The 17,920-nt window shown below is 50.7% G+C and carries 20 protein-coding genes; 12 read left to right on the forward strand and 8 right to left on the reverse strand.

All coding sequences use genetic code 11. The features are described from left to right. Positions 1-141: 141 nt before the first annotated feature. Positions 142-804, forward strand: a complete 663-nt coding sequence (locus JK211_RS03805; RefSeq protein WP_212707429.1) for an epoxyqueuosine reductase QueH — start codon at positions 142-144, stop codon at positions 802-804. Positions 805-870: 66 nt separating this feature from the next. On the opposite strand, the gene hemB is transcribed toward JK211_RS03805, so the two are convergent. The 4 genes from hemB to JK211_RS03825 all read right to left on the reverse strand — a co-directional run bounded on the left by hemB (position 871) and on the right by JK211_RS03825 (position 5,117). Further along, positions 871-1,854 carry a porphobilinogen synthase gene (gene hemB, locus JK211_RS03810; RefSeq protein ID WP_212707346.1) on the reverse strand — a complete coding sequence of 328 codons (984 nt, stop codon included), beginning with the start codon at positions 1,852-1,854 and terminating at the stop codon, positions 871-873. A 122-nt stretch (positions 1,855-1,976) separates the two neighbouring features. Further along, positions 1,977-3,482, reverse strand: a complete 1,506-nt coding sequence (gene proP / locus JK211_RS03815; protein ID WP_212707347.1) for a glycine betaine/L-proline transporter ProP — start codon at positions 3,480-3,482, stop codon at positions 1,977-1,979. 301 nt (positions 3,483-3,783) lie between these two features. Then, a complete protein-coding gene (locus JK211_RS03820) occupies positions 3,784-4,338 on the reverse strand; it encodes a DcrB family lipoprotein (protein ID WP_212707348.1) in 555 nt (184 codons plus the stop codon). A 113-nt stretch (positions 4,339-4,451) separates the two neighbouring features. Then, on the reverse strand, positions 4,452-5,117 hold the full coding sequence (locus JK211_RS03825; protein ID WP_212707349.1) for a 7-cyano-7-deazaguanine/7-aminomethyl-7-deazaguanine transporter: 666 nt from the start codon (positions 5,115-5,117) through the stop codon (positions 4,452-4,454). 224 nt (positions 5,118-5,341) lie between these two features. Between JK211_RS03825 and tusA the strand changes: the two genes are divergently transcribed. Continuing rightward, entirely contained in the window at positions 5,342-5,587 is a 246-nt protein-coding gene (gene tusA / locus JK211_RS03830; protein WP_212707350.1) for a sulfurtransferase TusA, read from the forward strand. Positions 5,588-5,636: 49 nt separating this feature from the next. Here the strand turns inward: tusA and JK211_RS03835 are convergent, their stop codons facing one another. Further along, positions 5,637-6,266, reverse strand: coding sequence for a lysoplasmalogenase (locus JK211_RS03835; RefSeq protein WP_212707351.1), 630 nt, complete (start codon positions 6,264-6,266; stop codon positions 5,637-5,639). A 170-nt stretch (positions 6,267-6,436) separates the two neighbouring features. On the opposite strand from JK211_RS03835, the gene JK211_RS03840 reads away from it, so the two are divergent. After that, positions 6,437-6,796 (forward strand): DUF2500 domain-containing protein, encoded by a 360-nt coding sequence (locus JK211_RS03840; protein WP_212707352.1) that lies wholly within the window; start codon positions 6,437-6,439, stop codon positions 6,794-6,796. A 31-nt stretch (positions 6,797-6,827) separates the two neighbouring features. Here JK211_RS03840 and JK211_RS03845 read toward each other — a convergent pair whose 3' ends face one another. Then, complete coding sequence (locus JK211_RS03845) at positions 6,828-7,097, reverse strand: DUF1145 family protein (RefSeq protein ID WP_212707353.1); 270 nt, start codon at positions 7,095-7,097, stop codon at positions 6,828-6,830. A gap of 2 nt (positions 7,098-7,099) precedes the next feature. Then, the gene (gene rsmD, locus JK211_RS03850; RefSeq protein WP_212707354.1) at positions 7,100-7,699 is read right to left on the reverse strand and encodes a 16S rRNA (guanine(966)-N(2))-methyltransferase; all 600 of its coding nucleotides are present in this window, start codon (positions 7,697-7,699) and stop codon (positions 7,100-7,102) included. 244 nt (positions 7,700-7,943) lie between these two features. On the opposite strand from rsmD, the gene ftsY reads away from it, so the two are divergent. The 4 genes from ftsY (at position 7,944) to rpoH (ending at position 12,302) form a co-directional block, all read left to right on the forward strand. Next, the gene (gene ftsY, locus JK211_RS03855) at positions 7,944-9,506 is read left to right on the forward strand and encodes a signal recognition particle-docking protein FtsY (protein WP_212707355.1); all 1,563 of its coding nucleotides are present in this window, start codon (positions 7,944-7,946) and stop codon (positions 9,504-9,506) included. A gap of 5 nt (positions 9,507-9,511) precedes the next feature. Continuing rightward, positions 9,512-10,174 carry a cell division ATP-binding protein FtsE gene (gene ftsE, locus JK211_RS03860; RefSeq protein WP_029685343.1) on the forward strand — a complete coding sequence of 221 codons (663 nt, stop codon included), beginning with the start codon at positions 9,512-9,514 and terminating at the stop codon, positions 10,172-10,174. Beyond that, entirely contained in the window at positions 10,171-11,199 is a 1,029-nt protein-coding gene (ftsX, locus tag JK211_RS03865; RefSeq protein WP_212707356.1) for a permease-like cell division protein FtsX, read from the forward strand. Before ftsE ends, ftsX begins: the two co-directional genes overlap by 4 nt. Before the next feature lie 245 nt (positions 11,200-11,444). Next, positions 11,445-12,302, forward strand: a complete 858-nt coding sequence (gene rpoH, locus JK211_RS03870; protein ID WP_212707357.1) for an RNA polymerase sigma factor RpoH — start codon at positions 11,445-11,447, stop codon at positions 12,300-12,302. A gap of 60 nt (positions 12,303-12,362) precedes the next feature. Here rpoH and panM read toward each other — a convergent pair whose 3' ends face one another. Further along, entirely contained in the window at positions 12,363-12,755 is a 393-nt protein-coding gene (gene panM, locus JK211_RS03875; RefSeq protein ID WP_212707358.1) for an aspartate 1-decarboxylase autocleavage activator PanM, read from the reverse strand. A 186-nt stretch (positions 12,756-12,941) separates the two neighbouring features. Between panM and ugpB the strand changes: the two genes are divergently transcribed. From ugpB to ugpQ, 5 genes are all read left to right on the forward strand, one after another. Continuing rightward, entirely contained in the window at positions 12,942-14,261 is a 1,320-nt protein-coding gene (ugpB, locus tag JK211_RS03880; RefSeq protein WP_212707359.1) for a sn-glycerol-3-phosphate ABC transporter substrate-binding protein UgpB, read from the forward strand. A gap of 96 nt (positions 14,262-14,357) precedes the next feature. Beyond that, positions 14,358-15,245 (forward strand): sn-glycerol-3-phosphate ABC transporter permease UgpA, encoded by an 888-nt coding sequence (gene ugpA, locus JK211_RS03885; protein ID WP_212707360.1) that lies wholly within the window; start codon positions 14,358-14,360, stop codon positions 15,243-15,245. Further along, positions 15,242-16,087, forward strand: coding sequence for a sn-glycerol-3-phosphate ABC transporter permease UgpE (ugpE, locus tag JK211_RS03890; protein WP_212707361.1), 846 nt, complete (start codon positions 15,242-15,244; stop codon positions 16,085-16,087). The genes ugpA and ugpE overlap by 4 nt, the downstream gene beginning before the upstream one ends. Positions 16,088-16,089: 2 nt before the next feature. After that, positions 16,090-17,163: a sn-glycerol-3-phosphate import ATP-binding protein UgpC gene (locus tag JK211_RS03895; RefSeq protein WP_212707362.1), complete on the forward strand. Its 1,074-nt coding sequence runs from the start codon at positions 16,090-16,092 to the stop codon at positions 17,161-17,163. Then, positions 17,160-17,903: a glycerophosphodiester phosphodiesterase gene (ugpQ, locus tag JK211_RS03900; RefSeq protein ID WP_212707363.1), complete on the forward strand. Its 744-nt coding sequence runs from the start codon at positions 17,160-17,162 to the stop codon at positions 17,901-17,903. The genes JK211_RS03895 and ugpQ overlap by 4 nt, the downstream gene beginning before the upstream one ends. Positions 17,904-17,920: the final 17 nt, after the last annotated feature.

The raw sequence follows: 17,920 nt of genomic DNA on the forward strand, positions 1-17,920 counted from the left end.
GGTTCCGCGAAAAAATGGCGTTTTTGCTATTCCGTACTGGCGTATTGAATAAAATCCTATAACAATATGCTGTATACTTTACATCCGGGCACTGACCCTGATGACGCTTTTTCGCTGTTGCTACGTTTTGGAAATCTGAGTATGTCTGACGCTATCGAAAGAAAACCACTTCCTCTGCCAGGTGGTCATAATAAAGTATTACTGCATTCCTGCTGTGCCCCTTGCTCCGGGGAAGTGATGGAAGCCATGCTGGCATCGGGGATTGAATACACCATTTTCTTCTATAATCCGAATATCCATCCGCTGAAAGAATACGAATTACGTAAAGAAGAAAACATTCGGTTTGCCGAGAAATTTGGTGTGCCTTTTGTGGATGCGGACTATGACCGTGACAACTGGTTTGAGCGGGCTAAAGGAATGGAGTGGTCTCCGGAACGCGGAGAACGCTGTACGATGTGTTTCGATATGCGTTTCGAGCGTACTGCATTATATGCCCACGAGCATGGTTTCCCGGTGATCACTTCGTCGCTGGGGATTTCCCGCTGGAAGGATATGAAGCAAATCAATGGTTGCGGTGTCCGTGCGGCGGAAAAATATCCGGACATGATGTACTGGGAGTTTAACTGGCGTAAAGGCGGTGGCTCCGCCCGGATGATCGATATCAGTAAGCGGGAACGTTTTTATCAGCAGGAATATTGTGGCTGTATCTACTCGTTGCGTGACACTAACCGTCACCGTGTAGCGACGGGCCGTGAACGTATTACCATCGGGGTACAGTATTACGAACCGGAGAATAAAAAATAATTTTTCCGGTCAGTGAAAAGGCGTCCCCGCGGACGCCTTTTTTTGTGCTGCTCTGTCTGCCGGCGATTAGCGGGTCAGAATTTTCTGCTCAGCTAATTCCAGAGCAAAATAACTCATAATAATATCGGCACCGGCGCGTTTTATAGCGCCCAGGCTTTCCAGAACAACGTTCTGCTCATCGATAGCACCGGCCTGAGCAGCGAATTTAATCATCGCATACTCACCACTGACCTGATACGCCGCCAGCGGTAAATCAGTACGTTCGCGAATATCACGCAATATATCCAGATAGGCACCGGCCGGTTTCACCATCAGCGCATCGGCCCCTTCAGCCTCATCAATCAGTGACTCACGGATAGCCTCGCGGCGGTTCATCGGGTTCATCTGATAGGTTTTACGATCCCCTTTCAGTGCTGTGCCGGCGGCTTCGCGGAACGGGCCGTAAAAGGCAGACGCAAATTTGGTGGAATAGGACATAATGGCCGTATCAGTAAATCCGGCAGCATCCAGCGCCTGACGGATCGCTTTTACCTGGCCATCCATCGCTGCGGAAGGGGCGATAAAATCAGCACCGGCAGAGGCTGCGGCAACCGCCTGTTTACCCAGGTTAACCAGCGTCTGATCATTATGTACCGCACCGTTGCACAGCACCCCGCAGTGCCCATGAGAGGTATATTCGCAGAAGCAGGTATCTGACATAACCACCATGTCCGGCACCGTGTCTTTGCAGATACGTGACATTCTTGAGACCAGGCCATTCTCTGCCCAGCTGTCGCTGCCGGTGTCATCCAGATGGTGAGAGATGCCAAAGGTCATCACTGAACGGATCCCTGCCCGGGCAATACGCTCTATTTCATAGGCCAGCCGCTTTTCAGGAATTCGTACCACGCCAGGCATGGCCGTGATTGGCTGATAATCATCCAGCCCTTCTTCGACAAAGATTGGCAATACCAGATCATTCAGGCTCAGAGAGGTTTCTTTGAAGAGTTCACGGACAGATGAGTTTTTACGCAGCCTTCTTGGACGCTGCACAAGAGAGAAATCGGACATACTATACCCGGCACTGATTAAAATGTGATTCCAGTCTACTCCTTTTAACCAGCAGAGACGATGTAAGCCGCAATAATTGTTACATAATATCCCTCAGCGGGGGCCCGCTGAGGGAGAGGGGATTACTCGTTAATGTCCGGATGCTGTTGTACCAGGGTTTTCCGTTTAGCTTCCAGGCGGGCAATTTCCTCGTCAATATCTTCAATTTTGTGTTCGATATTGTCGTGGTGTTCCTGCAGAATCTCTCTGGCTTCTGCCAGATCAGAAGCTGCCGGTGTTGCACCGCTTAAAGGTTTGTTGGCGGTTTCTTTCATAAAGATACCGGTCAGTAAGCCAATCACCGCGATAACCATCAGATAATAAGCCGGCATAAACAGGTTATTGGTCGCCTCCACCAGCCAGGCGGCGAGTGTCGGGGTCAGACCGGCAACCAGAATCGAAATATTAAAGGCACTGGCCAGCGCACTATAACGGATATGGGTCGGAAACATTGCCGGCAGGGTAGAAGCCATGACGCCGGTAAAGGCATTGAGGATCACTGCCAGAATCAGCAGCCCTGCAAAGATCAGTCCGAGTACATTACTGGTGATCAGCATAAACGCCGGAATCGCAAAAATCAGCAGGGCAATACTGCCGATAATTACAAACGGACGACGCCCGAAACGGTCACTGAGCATACCCATTACCGGCTGAACGAACAGCATACCAATCATTATTGCAATGATGATCAGTACCCCGTGATCTTCTGAATAATGCAGATTATGGGTCAGATAGCTGGGCATATAGGTCAGTAACATGTAATAGGTCACATTGGTCGAAATCACCAGACCGACACAGGACAACAGGCTTTTCCAGTGTTTGGTGGCAATTTCTCTGAATGAGACTTTCGGACCATCCTGTAACCCTTCACGGTCGCCTTGCTCAAGTTTATCCACATGTTGCTGAAACGCAGGCGTTTCTTCCAGGGCGTGGCGTAAATAGAGCCCGACCACCCCTAACGGTAATGCCAGGAAGAACGGCAAACGCCAGCCCCATTCCATGAATTTTTCGTCACCGACGATGGTAGAGATAAGCACCACAATCCCTGCACCGAGGACAAAGCCGATAATGGAACCAAAGTCGAGCCAGCTACCCATAAAACCGCGTTTACGGTCAGGGGAGTATTCGGCAACAAAAATAGATGCTCCGGTATATTCTCCGCCGACGGAGAACCCCTGCGCCATTTTAGCAATTAACAGCAGGATCGGTGCCCAGATACCGATGGAGGCATATGAGGGGATAAGTCCTATACAGAAAGTACTGATCGACATAATGACGATAGTGATGGACAGGATTTTCTGTCGGCCGTATTTATCGCCGAGCATACCGAAGAACAGCCCACCCAACGGGCGGATCAGGAACGGAACAGAGAAGGTGGCGAGAGCCGCAATCATCTGGATACCGGGAGATGCTGAAGGGAAAAATACTTTACCTAATGCAAAGGCAACAAATCCATAAACCCCGAAATCAAACCATTCCATGGCGTTGCCTAGCGATGCAGCAGTAATCGCCTTCCGCAACCTGGCGTCATCGATAATGGTGACGTCATCAATCCCAATGGGTTTTATACGCTTCCTACGCAATTTCATATGAATACCTGTATTTTGTTCATAAGTTATCAGCATGATCCCCGGTAATCGATGTGTAAAAATATTACCGGCGATAGTAAGCATAGATGCAAATTGTCGTTTCGGACCACCCTGATCGTACAATAAATTAACGGACTTATTATTGTAATGAACGGTTAAGTATAACCTTTTTGTATACTAAAAGATATTTTGGGTATTTTTTGGTCGTTATGGAGAAGTCAGGGGGAAATGGCAGGTATGTGTCTCACTGACAGAACAGGATTATCACGCCCTGACGAGGCGTGATAATCGTCACTGAAAATTATTTCAGTGTAATTGTTTTCACAATATTTTCGGCGGTAGTTTGTGACTGGGCCTGATTATCGGCAGGTAATGAGATTTGCAGAGTAATCAGTTTTCCGTCAACTTTGGTCATCACCACCGTTGACCAGTTTGTCTGGTTTTTGGCAGAAATAACGCTGTCCAGCTGCTGCGCCGGGTGACCACTCAGGGTAATTTCTTTATCAGAGACGACCTGCAACTGCGGGTCACGGTTGCGCTGCTGTTGTTCCAGCCGCTGACTGAGTACATCCAGTGCTTCACTGGTGTTATCACCGGTAATCACGATAATCGCCTGTTGCCCATTATTGTTTGCATAAACATGCATGTTATTGCCGGTGGTGCCGAGTTTCCCGGTCTGATCTGTCATTCCTGATGGCAGGGTGAAACTCAGTTTTCCCCCGGCCAGGGTCACGGTTTGTGCATCCTGCTGGCTGGCGGCGGCATGCTGCCCGGCAGTATCCTCTTTCTTCTGGTCACATGCAGCCAGACCGATGACCAGTAATCCGACACTGAGGTATTTAAGTAACTTGCTCATCTGAATTCCTTTTTATATTTCACATCGGGTGATCACAACGAAAATGAACGGGAAAAGCAATCCGTTGATTGTCACCAAATCTTAGCTGTTGTCACAGACCCGGTCATTCAGTGTTAACCTGAACTGACCGCGGGTTGTTGCGTCCTGCCGGACATCTTTTTCAGGATAGCATTCAGCAGCACACCATAGGCAGGCAGGAAAAAGACCAGGCAAATAAATATCTTATAACTGTAGTCCGCCAGGGCGATTTCGAACCAGTGCTGAGCCATAAACGCATCACTGCTGTGATAAAATGCGATAAAGAAAAATGCCAGTGTATCGCTGATATTTCCCAGAAACATTGCCGCAGCCGGAGCCAGCCACCAGCGGGACAGGCGGCGCAGCCGGTCGAATACGTAAATATCCAGTATTTGTCCCAGAACATAAGCCATAAAGCTGGCCAGCGCTATTCTGGCGACGACGACATTGATGTGCTGCAGTGAATCCCAGCCCTGCCAGCTGCCCTGATAAAAAAAACAGGACACAACGTAAGAAACCCCCAGAGCAGGGAGCATCACCAGCAAAATAATGCGTCTGGCCAGCGGTGCACCAAAAATGCGTACCGTCAGGTCAGTGGCGAGGAAGATAAACGGAAAACTGAATGCACCCCAGGTGGTATGAAACCCGAAAATATCGACGGGCAACTGCACCAGGTAATTACTTGAGGTAATAATCAGTAAATGAAATACAGACAAAACGACACCGGCAAACCATTGCTGGCGGGGAGTAAAGGTGATCATAGCTGGCCTTTTTAGGTTGGGGTGAGGGAACCCATATATCGGCCGGAGGGCTGCGTGAACGCAGGCAGTCTTCCGGCATTACAGTGTACAATAAACCGCTCGCATGTTACCTGCCTGGCGAGACAATGCAAGAAAAGTCTCTGTTGATCACCGCACCTCAGGCGTTTGTCTGGCTGCCGGGCGCGGGGTAGAATAACCATCCTTTATGTTTATCAGAGTACGTCATGAGTGATCTCTTCAGTAGCGCCGATCATACCCTCGATGCGCTGGGTCTGCGTTGTCCCGAACCGGTAATGATGGTGCGTAAAACCATTCGTTATATGCAGGAAGGTGAGACTTTATTAATTATTGCCGATGATCCGGCAACCACACGCGATATTCCGGGGTTTTGTCGTTTTATGGAACATACCTTGCTGGAACAGGACACCGCGCAGTTGCCTTTTCATTATCTGGTAAAAAAAGGTCTCTGAGACAACAGCACCGCAGACAAAAATTACGGTGTCTGCCTGCGGGTCTGTATCAGGAAAGCCACAGGGAACGAATAATCATAAAGTGGCCGAGGATAAATAAGGCTTCATAAATTGCTCTGTCGGCCGGGAAACGATGACGGAAAAAACTGATTAACCAGCAAAAATTCGCCAGTAACAGTAAAATGGCCCCGGCCATTAAAGACAGCGTCTGATCGGTTTGCAGGCTGACATATTGCAGGATCGCCAGCCAGCACATCACTAATACCATGGTCAGCATGGTGCATACCGGCCAGCAGAGCTCGTCCAGTTGCTTACGAATGGTCATCAGTACCAGCAGACCGGCGACCAGCAGGGCTACCGGGACAGGCCAGTAAATCGTCAGGGTTATCCCGCGGGTCAGACTGAGCGTATACAGTAAATACGACAGGAACATGGTACCGAAGGCGTAGACCAGTTGCGGACGTGACAACAGACTCAGGACCCCGCCAGCCATAGCGGCAACCAGTCCGCCAATCAGTAAATAATCCGTGACCGAGCGGACAGGGGCCTGCCATGCCCATGCCAGCATTAGCAGAAAAGTTACGGGTTTAAACAACCAGCGCTGCCAGCGCGGGCCACGGTAAGAGGCGTCAATATACAGCCATCCGGAAAACAGTACTGCAAGAAATGACCAAAGCATATGCTCTTCCTTAATCCTTTTCGAATCTGGCCGGTAACGGGCAAGAGCGGTGCTATCCGCGATACCCTTTGACTTTCGGCCACTGCCAGCGATTATTACTGTGAATGATGAAAAATACAGGAAAAATAATACAGATTTTATTTCTTCCTGCGCACTGCCCCGGAGGACTGATGAGTAAACCACCGCTTATTTTTATTATCGTCATCGTTGCTATTATTCTGCTGGCCGGCCGGCAGTTTTTCAGACAACGCAGTGAAAATGCCCTGAATGATGCGTCACCGGTGGTTACACAACAGGCGCTGGTGGTCAGTAAACGCGACTTTACGGCTGATAACCGGCGTTCACGACAACGAGAAGTGATTGCCGGTGAAATAGTGCGTTATGAAGTGACGTTCCGCCGCGAACCGGTGGGTGATGACTTCAGCGTACAGATGTCAGAGGAGCAGTATAATCAGTGCAGGGTCGGGACAACGGGCGCCTTACGTATGCAGGGCACCCGTTTTATCGGTTTTACCGCCGGCGGCCACTGATCAGGGAGTGGCGTTCCGTTGACGGAGTCGCTCAGTGTTTAGGATAATTTTTCTTCTGCCACGCCAGCAGTTCAAAAACGCCAAAAAAAAATATTTTCAACTGAGTCAGACCGCCGAGTGCCGGCCCGTCTTTGGGCTGGGTGGCACGCAGTAAAACCAGCTGCAGGCCGTGCATCACCACCATAAAAAACAGTGCCACATCAATAAAGTATTTCAATGGTTTCGGGGCCGGATGCACTATATTCATCAGTAAAAAAGCCCAGACAAACAGCATCAGGATACGTCCGCCGATAAGTAACATAATTATTCTCCCTGAGAGTCCGGTGCAGAGTGATGATAGAGGCGATAAGCGACCTGACCTGCCACTTTCTCACGGTGCAGTTGCCAGCTGGCAGGTACCTGCGGAGCGCCTTGTTCCACTTCACATTCAATATAGATCAAGGCATTGCTGGCCAGCCAGCCGCCGGTATCCAGTAAGGTGATTGTCTGTGCCAGCAGTCCTTTACGGAAAGGGGGATCGATAAACACAATATCGTACGGCTGACCGGGAGTCCCTAACCAGCGCAGGGTGTCTGCCTGTATTACCTGTCCGGCGCTACTGTTAAGGGTACGCAGATTCCCTGTCAGCTGACGCGCCACCTGAGGTTCCAGCTCAACTAAGGTGACATGTCCCGCATAACGTGACAATGCCTCGATACCCAGAGCACCACTTCCGGCAAAACAGTCCAGGCAACGGGCCTGTGGCAGGTCTGCCGCCAGCCAGTTGAACAGGGTTTCCCGTACCCGGTCAGTGGTTGGCCGCAGCCCGGCACTTTCCGGGACCGGAAGTTTCCGGCCTCGCCATTGTCCGCCAATAATTCGTATTTGTCCGGCACCTGCCGGTGCCCGGGAATGTTTCTTCATTTCAATCACAACTCTTCATAATTTGTTGCTTAGTTTAACGGGCAGCGGCGTGATAAGAAACGGTAAAAAAGGGTGCTGTAATGCAATGCCAGGAAAATGATAGACTATCTGACTATGCTTTCACGATCTCTGCGGGTGCCTGATCGCGGCAGGGATTTGATAAATTAACATCTATGTTCCGAATTTTTTCTGGCAGAACCTGACGCGGTTCTCTGATTCGGGCCTAAAGGAGTGTCGTTAGATAATGGCAAAAGAAAAAAAACGGGGCTTTTTCTCCTGGCTGGGTTTTGGTCGCGATGAAGATACCGCAGAACCGGAAAAACAACCCGCAGAACAAAAAGAAACCCCGGACGCTGGCCCTGCGCAGGATCCCGCATCTGATACGGAAACCCCTGCGGCCGGCAGTACAGATGTTCCTGTAGTGACAGAAGAAACCTCAGAGCTACCTGCGGCGGCAGATATGGCTGCTGAGATTACAGAGGCTGAGTCGCAACGGCCACCGGCAGTCCCTGACCAGCCGGTTGACGTTGCTTCACCGGAGACAGAACAGCCGGTGACGGCTGACGTGCCTGAACCTGTGACCCTGATACAGGAACCCGGGGTGATGTCCGGCGTTACGGCACCTGACACGGATACGGAGCAGCTACTGGCGGCGAAAGTGGCTGAACAGCAGATGCCTGTTGCGGCTCCGGTCCCGGAGCACGCCGCTCAGGACAGTAACAGCCTGTCTGAATCCTCAGCGGCTGTCGTCGAAAGCCGTCAGGAGATACCGGCAACGATCGCGACGCAAAGCGAAAACGTTCCCTCCGTGTCTCAGAATAGTCCGGAAGCGCAGGTTGTTGATGCCCCTGAATCAGCGAGAGTTACCGAGCAGGAACGTCCGACACGGGAAGGTTTTTTTGCCCGTTTAAAACGCAGCCTGGTGAAAACACGACAGAATCTTGGCTCCGGTTTTATCGGTTTATTTCGCGGTAAAAAAATCGATGATGATCTGTTTGAAGAGCTTGAAGAACAACTACTTATCGCCGATGTCGGGGTTGAAACGACCCGTAAGATTATTGGCAGTCTGACAGAACATGCCAGCCGGAAACAGTTACGGGATGCGGAGGCGCTTTATGGTCTGTTAAAAGACGAAATGTCCTCCATTCTGGATAAAGTTGAACAACCGCTGGATATTGAAGGAAAAACACCTTTTGTTATCCTGATGGTCGGTGTGAATGGTGTGGGTAAAACCACGACCATCGGTAAGCTGGCACGCCAGTTTCAGTCTCAGGGGAAATCGGTCATGCTGGCCGCCGGAGATACCTTCCGTGCCGCTGCGGTGGAACAGCTGGAAGTCTGGGGCAAACGCAACAATATTCCGGTGGTTGCCCAGCACACGGGCGCGGATTCAGCATCGGTGATTTTCGATGCAATTCAGGCGGCTAAATCCCGCGGGATTGATGTGCTGATCGCCGATACCGCAGGGCGTCTGCAGAATAAATCTCACCTGATGGAAGAACTGAAGAAAATCACCCGTGTGATGAGCAAACTGGATGACAGCGCTCCCCATGAGGTGATGCTGACCCTGGACGCCAGCACCGGGCAGAATGCGATCAGTCAGGCGAAATTATTCAATGAAGCCGTTGGCCTGAGCGGTATTACACTGACTAAACTGGATGGTACAGCTAAAGGCGGGGTGATTTTCTCCGTGGCTGACCAGTTCAATATTCCTATCCGGTACATTGGTGTCGGTGAAGGCATTGATGATTTACGGCCATTTAAGGCCGGCGATTTTATAGAGGCATTGTTTGCCCGAGAGGACTAATTTGGATGATTCGCTTTGAAGAGGTCAGTAAAGCTTATCTGGGGGGACGCCAGGCGCTTCAGGGTGTGGATTTTCATCTGCGTCAGGGAGAAATGGCGTTTCTGACAGGTCATTCGGGAGCAGGTAAAAGTACATTGCTCAAATTGATCTGCGGAATTGAACGTCCCAGTGCCGGACAAATCTGGTTTAGCGGCCATAATATAACGCGTTTGCGTAATAGCGAGATCCCGTTCCTGCGCCGGCAAATCGGGATGATCTTTCAGGATCATCATTTGCTGATGGACAGAACGGTCTACGATAATATCGCCATCCCGTTAATTATTTCCGGCGCCAGTGGCGAAGATATCCGCCGCCGGGTGTCTGCCGCACTGGATAAGGTCGGCCTTCTCGATAAAGCGAAAAGTTTTCCGATACAACTTTCCGGGGGTGAGCAGCAACGTGTTGGTATCGCCAGAGCAGTGGTGAATAAACCGGCATTATTACTGGCGGACGAACCGACCGGTAATCTTGATCACGCCTTATCTGAAGATATCCTGCGTTTATTTGAAGAATTTAACCGCGTTGGTGTCACTGTATTGATGGCAACTCATGATATGTCTCTTATTTCCCGTAGAAATTATCGTGTGATGACCCTCAGTCAGGGACGTTTACATGGGGGAGTGGCATGAAGTTCGGTAAGGGAAATCAGGTTAACCGGCGGGTTAAAAAGTCGCCTGCGGCAGCGGCCAGACCAAGGTCTAAGCCAAAGCCAAAACGGGTATCTAAAGAGAAAGCACTGCGCGGCGGGTGGCAGGAGCAATGGCATTATGCCTGGCGCGGAATGCTTGCCGATATGCTGCGTCAGCCGTTAGCGACCTTACTGACGGTAACCGTTATCGCTATTTCACTGACACTGCCCAGTGTCTGTTATATCGTCTGGAAAAACGTCGATCAGGCTGCGACCGAATGGTATCCGGCACCTCAGCTGACGGTCTATCTGTCGAAAACACTGGATGATGACGCAGCACAGAATGTGATTAACCAGCTGAAACAGACAGACGGCGTGCAGCATGTGGATTATCTCAGCCGAGAAGAAGCACTGAATGAATTCCGTAACTGGTCCGGATTTGGCGGTGCGATGGATATGCTTGAGCAGAATCCTCTGCCAGCGGTGGCGATTATCACGCCGGCACTGAATTTCCAGAATTCAGAGACCATGAATACCCTGCGTGATCGGGTAGCAAAAGTGAGTGGTATTGATGAGGTCCGGATGGATGACAGCTGGTTTGCCCGGCTTTCAGCTCTGACCGGACTTGTCGGTCAGGTGGCTTTAATGATCGGGCTGCTGATGGTGGTGGCCGTCTTCCTGGTGATTGGTAACAGTGTCCGGCTGAGTATTTTTGCCCGCCGCGATACGATTAATGTACAGAAACTGATCGGTGCAACAGATGGCTTTATTCTGCGCCCCTTTGTTTACGGCGGTGCGATGCTTGGATTATCCGGCGCTTTTGTCTCGCTGATTTTATCAGAGGTTCTGGTCTTCCGGCTGGAGTCGGTGGTCTCCCATGTCGCCAGTGTGTTCAGTACTTCTTTTACACTGACGGGTTTCTCATGGGATGAAGCGTTACTGCTATTACTGGTTTCGGCGATGGTGGGCTGGATAGCCGCCTGGCTGGCGACGGCACAACATTTACGCCGTTTTACACCGCAGTAATCAGGGGAAATATTTTTTTGCTATACTTTTCCTCTGTTGCCAAAGGTCGGGGAGCAGAGGAGCTTTCCCCGCAGTACTCCGGGCCTTGTCAAAATATTCACAGGTAAAACTGAACCTGTGGATAACTTTTGTGTCTTAATGATTAATAGCACGCATTGCTTTCGATCTTTTGACACGGCTGACATAATAGAGGTGCTGGTTGTAAGGATCAGGCAATATTTTTTATGAATTCTGAGAGGGTTTGAATGACCAAAGAAATGCAAGCTCTGGCTATTGCTCCTCTGGGTAATCTTGATGCATATATCCGGGCGGCTAATGGCTGCCCGATGCTGACAGCCGATGAGGAAAAAATGCTGGCTGAACGGCTGCATTACCAAGGCGATCTGGATGCAGCCAAAAAGCTGATCCTGTCACATTTGCGCTTTGTGGTTCATATCGCTCGTAATTATGCAGGTTATGGTTTACCTCAGGCTGACCTTGTTCAGGAAGGTAATATCGGTCTGATGAAGGCGGTACGCCGTTTTAACCCCGAAGTGGGTGTGCGTCTGGTCTCGTTCGCGGTGCACTGGATCAAAGCTGAAATTCACGAATATGTACTGCGTAACTGGCGGATCGTGAAAGTAGCAACCACCAAAGCACAGCGGAAGTTATTCTTTAATCTGCGTAAAACCAAACAGCGGCTTGGCTGGTTTAACCAGGATGAAGTTGAAATGGTGGCGCGCGAGCTGGGTGTCAGCAGTAAAGACGTACGTGAGATGGAATCGCGGATGGCGGCTCAGGATATGACTTTCGATCCGACTCCGGACGATGAAAATGCCGAGGGTAAGTCTGCAGCACCGGTGTTTTATCTGCAGGACAAAACGTCTGATTTTGCTGATGGTATCGAAGAAGATAACTGGGAATCACACGCAGCCGACAAACTCAGTGATGCTATGCAGGGGCTCGACGAACGCAGCCAGCATATTATTCGCGCCCGCTGGCTGGATGATGACAACAAAACCACATTGCAGGAGCTGGCCGATAAGTACGGTGTTTCCGCTGAGCGTGTTCGTCAGCTGGAAAAAAATGCGATGAAAAAACTGCGTGTTGCTATCGAAGCATGATAAGACGACAGTGCAGTCACAGCAGGGTGGCCCATGGCCACCCTTTTTTATGCCTGTTATTCAACGGGTTTTAGACCAGCATTGCGGGTGCTGTGGCTGAAAACCACAGTATTGTAAAAAAAGGCAGGCCGCGTCAGAAAACGGGAACCCTGCCGTGCTGATTTCCCAGTGGCTGATCGCCGGATTCATCCGCAGGGTTTCTTCCAGCAAAAAATATCCGACACCGCGTCTGCGGGTGGCTTCCCTTACCATGAACCGCCGGATATTCCCGGTCTGGTGTTGCACCTGTAATTCAAGCCCCGCCAGCAGCCGCTGATTAAAACGGGCAACATACCATTCCGGGTGATCCGTGCTGTTCAGGTACTGTTCTGCCGGGGTCTCCGGCCATATTTTCTTCAGGTCAGCCAGGTCCTGTGCTGAGGGATCGGACAGTCGTTCTATGGTCAGTCTCATGGTGATATCCGGTTCTGTTGGCAGGCCGGGGAAAGGCATCCGGGCGAAGATACTATGATCTTTTCCTGATATCTGTCATTACCCGGTCATATCTCTGTCATCTTATATTAATTTTTCTGTCATTTTTCCGTGTCATTTTACCTCGCGAACTTCCCATAGCGCACGATCATGCCACAGGATAAAACTATGTCAGTTCTTAAATTTCGTCGTCATGCCGCATGTGTAATGCTGGCATTAGGGTTGAGCGGAAATGCTTTCGCTGTGACCGAAATACCTTTCTGGCATTCCATGGAAGGCGGGCTGGGTACCGAAGTTGATTCGCTGGCCCAGCGTTTTAACCAGACACACCCGGAATATAAAATTGTACCGGTGTACAAAGGTAACTACGAACAGAGCCTTGCGGCCGGTATTGCTGCTGTTCGCAGCGGTGATGCACCTGCAATATTACAGGTGTATGAAGTGGGTACGGCTACCATGATGGCATCGCATGCGATTAAACCGGTCTATCAGGTCTTTAAAGATGCCGGTGTGCCTTTTGATGAGCAGCAGTTTGTACCGACGATCGTTGGTTATTACAGTGACGCAAAAACCGGTCATATGCTGTCTGAGCCTTTTAACAGCTCGACACCGGTACTGTATTACAACAAGGATGCGTTCAAAAAAGCCGGCCTGAATCCTGATCAGCCACCAAAAACCTGGCAGGAACTGGAAGCGGATGCTGCTGCACTGCGTAAGTCAGGGATGAGCTGCGGTTATGCCAGTGGCTGGCAAGGCTGGATTCAGCTCGAAGAATTCAGTGCATGGCATGGTCTGCCGTTTGCTTCTGAGAATAACGGGTTTGATGGCACAGACGCCAAACTGGTGTTTAATGGCCCTGAGCAGATTCGCCATATTGAGATGCTGGAACGCATGAACAAGGCAGGTACCTTTACCTACTTTGGGCGGAAAGATGAGTCGACTGCTAAGTTCTACAGTGGTGACTGCGGAATGACAACCGCCTCGTCCGCCTCTCTGGCAGATATCCGGCAGTATGCCAAATTTAATTTTGGTGTCGGGATGATGCCATACGATGAAACAGTGAAGAACGCACCGCAGAATGCCATGATTGGCGGAGCCAGTCTGTGGGTGATGCGTGGTCAGAATGATGCAACTTATAAAGGGGTCGCTGAGTTTCTGAAATACCTTGCACAGCCGGAAATTGCTGCCGAATGGCATCAGAAAACCGGTTACCTGCCGGCAACAACGGCAGCCTATGATCTTAGTCGCCAGCAGGGCTTCTACCAGAAGAACCCCGGTGCTGATATCGCCATGAAACAAATGCTGAACAAGCCGCCGCTCGCTTTTACTAAAGGTCTGCGTCTGGGCAATATGCCACAGATCCGTACCGTGGTGGATGAAGAACTGGAAAGTGTCTGGACCGGGAAAGAAACCCCGAAAGCAGCACTGGATAATGCCGTTACACGTGGTAATCAGTTACTTCGTCGCTTCCAGCAGCAGGTTAATTAGTCAAATTACCTGCGGAAAAAGCCGCGTCTGTCAGAGATTACTCCAGTATAACTGACAGTCGCGGCCCGGAGGTCTACCGCCTGAGGTCAGGGTTTTATGTCATCTTCTCGTCCCGTTTTTCGTCACCGTACACTGCCTTATCTGCTGCTGCTGCCCCAGATTGTGATTACGGTTATTTTCTTTATCTGGCCTGCCGCCGAAGCCTTGTGGTATTCGGTACTAAACCTCGACCCGTTTGGTTTTTCGGCACACTTTGTCGGGCTGGAGAATTTTACTCAGCTATTCCGGGATCCTTACTATCTGGACTCCTTTAAAACCACCCTGGTTTTCAGCTTTCTGGTGGCGGGTATCGGGTTGTTGATTTCTTTATTTCTGGCGGCACTGGTCGACCATGTACTGCGGCTGAAAAAGTTCTATCAGACCCTGTTGCTGCTTCCTTATGCGGTTGCTCCGGCGATTGCCGCGGTACTCTGGATGTTCCTGTTTAACCCGGGGATGGGTGTTATCAGCCATTTTTTGCAAAGTATTGGCTATAACTGGAACTATGCGCAAAACAGTGGCCAGGCGATGTTCCTGGTGGTACTGGCCTCCATATGGCAGCAGATCAGTTACAACTTCCTGTTCTTTTTTGCCGGATTACAGTCGATACCCCGGTCACTGGTCGAAGCGGCTGCGCTGGATGGTGCCGGGCCGGTCAGGCGTTTTATACATCTTTCGTTACCACTGATCGCCCCCGTCAGTTTCTTTTTGCTGGTAGTCAATCTGGTGTATGCCTTCTTTGATACCTTCCCGGTGATAGATGCCGCCACCCAGGGCGGGCCGGTACAGTCAACCACCACGCTGATTTATAAAATTTATCGTGAAGGTTTTACTGGTCTTGATCTCAGCTCATCAGCCGCACAGTCGGTCGTTCTGATGGTCATTGTGATTTTGCTGACGGTTGTGCAGTTCCGTTTTATTGAACGTAAGGTTCGTTATCAATGATAGAAAATCGCCGTGGATTAGATATCTTCAGTCACGTCATGCTATGGCTGGGGATCCTTACTATTCTGTTTCCGCTGTATGTCGCTTTTGTTGCGGCCACAATGGATAACCATCAGGTGTTCCAGTCCCCGATATCACTGTTGCCGGGCGGCCATTTCTGGCAAAACATCGATACGATTTGGACCCGGGGTGTCAGCCCGAACAGCCCGCCCATCGGTCAGATGCTGTTGAATAGCATCATCATGGCACTGGGGATTACGGTCGGTAAAATTGCTATTTCGATCATTTCTGCGTTTGCGCTGGTGTGGTTCCGTTTCCCGTTACGGCAGTTTTTTTTCTGGATGATTTTTATCACTCTGATGTTACCGGTGGAAGTGCGTATTTTTCCCACCGTGGAAGTGATTTCAAAATTACATATGCTGAACAGCTACAACGGATTGATCCTGCCGATGATGGCTTCTGCCACCGCGACATTCCTGTTTCGTCAGTTCTTTATGTCGATGCCCAACGAGTTGATAGAAGCAGCGCGGATCGATGGTGCCAGCCCGATGCGTTTTTTCTTCGATATCGTCTTACCCTTATCGAAAACTAACCTGGCGGCACTGTTCGTTATTACATTTATATACGGCTGGAACCAGTATCTCTGGCCTCTGTTAATTACCAGTGATTCACGGATGAGTACCGCGGTCGCCGGGATCCGCAGCATGATTTCTCTGGGAGAAGGGGTGACCCAGTGGAATCTGGTGATGGCGGCGATGTTACTGACTCTGATCCCGCCATTAGTCGTGGTCCTTATTATGCAGCGTGCCTTTGTGAAAGGCCTGGTAGAGAGTGAGAAATAGTTATGGCAAGTGTGCATTTTCAGGCAGTCACCAAATCTTACGACGGTAAAAACCGCATCCTCCAGCCTCTGGATATCACCATTAATGAAGGTGAATTTATGGTAATGGTCGGCCCTTCAGGGTGCGGTAAATCGACGTTACTGCGGATGGTTGCCGGACTGGAAACCGTCAGTTCCGGTGATATCTATATTGATCAGCGGTGTGTTACCCGGCTGGAGCCAAAAGAGCGTGGCATTGCGATGGTATTCCAGAACTACGCGCTGTACCCGCATATGACGGTTGAGCAGAATATGGGTTACGGACTAAAGATCCGTGGTATGGGTAAAGAGCAGATCCGTCAGCGGGTACTGAATGCAGCCCGTAGCCTGGAACTGGATGCATTACTGACCCGCCACCCGCGTGAACTGTCAGGCGGACAACGTCAGCGGGTCGCCATGGGCAGGGCGATCGTCCGTGAGCCTTCAGTGTTCCTGTTTGATGAACCGTTATCTAACCTTGATGCCCGGCTAAGATCACAGATGCGGCTGGAATTACAGCAATTACATCAGCGGTTAAACACCACCAGTCTCTATGTTACCCATGATCAGGTAGAAGCGATGACGCTTGCCCAGCGGGTGATGGTGATGAATAAAGGCGTGGTGGAACAGGTGGGAACTCCGTCACAAGTTTATGAGAAACCTGCTACCACTTTTGTGGCCGGTTTTATCGGTTCACCGGCGATGAATCTGCTGCCGGGCAAGGTCAGTACCGATGGCCGTGAGCTGGTGATAGATCCGCAATGCCGGATACTCCTGGCAGAACAACAGCCGGCACTGGCGAATCAGCTGGTGACTCTGGGGATCCGTCCTGAGCATATTCAGACGGTGGCTCAGTCTGCCAGCGCGATAGCCATGCAGGTGGAAACGCTGGAAATCCTGGGTGCAGATAATCTAGTGCATGGTAAAATCGGTGGTCAGCGGCTGGTGGTTCGGTTACCTCATGAACAGCGGCCTGCAGCCGGTACATTACTCTGGCTGGACTTTCCGTATCATGGACGACATTTATTTAATACCACCACAGGATTACGTCTGGAATGATATATCAGCACTGGCCCTATCCGCATATCGTCGCCCACCGTGGCGGCGGAAAATATGCACCTGAAAATACCCTCGCGGCAATCGATACCGGGCATCGTTACGGTCATACCATGATCGAATTTGATGCCAAACTGTCTGCCGACGGGCAGGTTTTCTTACTGCATGATGATTCACTGGAACGTACGACCAACGGCCACGGGATTGCCGGGCTGCAGACATGGCAAAGCTTATCCGGTCTGGATGCCGGCAGCTGGTTTTCTGAGCAGTTCAGTGCAGAGCCTCTGGCGACGCTGCCGCAGGTTGCAGAACGTTGCCGCCAGTACAGGATGCTGGCAAACATCGAAATTAAGCCGACCCGCGGTGAAGATACGATGACAGGCCGTGCTGTCGCACTGGCAGCAGAAAAACTCTGGCAGTGTCAGACGGCGCCGTTATTGTCTTCTTTTTCTCTGCAGGCACTGGCGGCTGCACAGCAGGCAGTGCCGGGGCTTCCGCGCGGACTGTTACTGGACCAATGGCGCGACGACTGGCAGCAACTGACGACCCGGCTGGGATGTGTGGCCATTCACCTTAATCACCGGTTACTGGATGCTGAACGTGTCCGGTTACTGAAAGAGGCGGGGCTGCGTATTCTGGCTTATACGGTTAATCAGCCAGAGCGGGCCCGGCAGTTGCTCGGGCTGGGGGTCGATATGATTTGTACGGATAATATTGAGTATATCGGTCCTGATTTTCGCTGAGTTGACGGGCGGGTTCT

The sequence above is a fragment of the Tatumella sp. JGM130 genome, from assembly GCF_018257525.1.
Lineage (GTDB): Bacteria > Pseudomonadota > Gammaproteobacteria > Enterobacterales > Enterobacteriaceae > Tatumella > Tatumella punctata.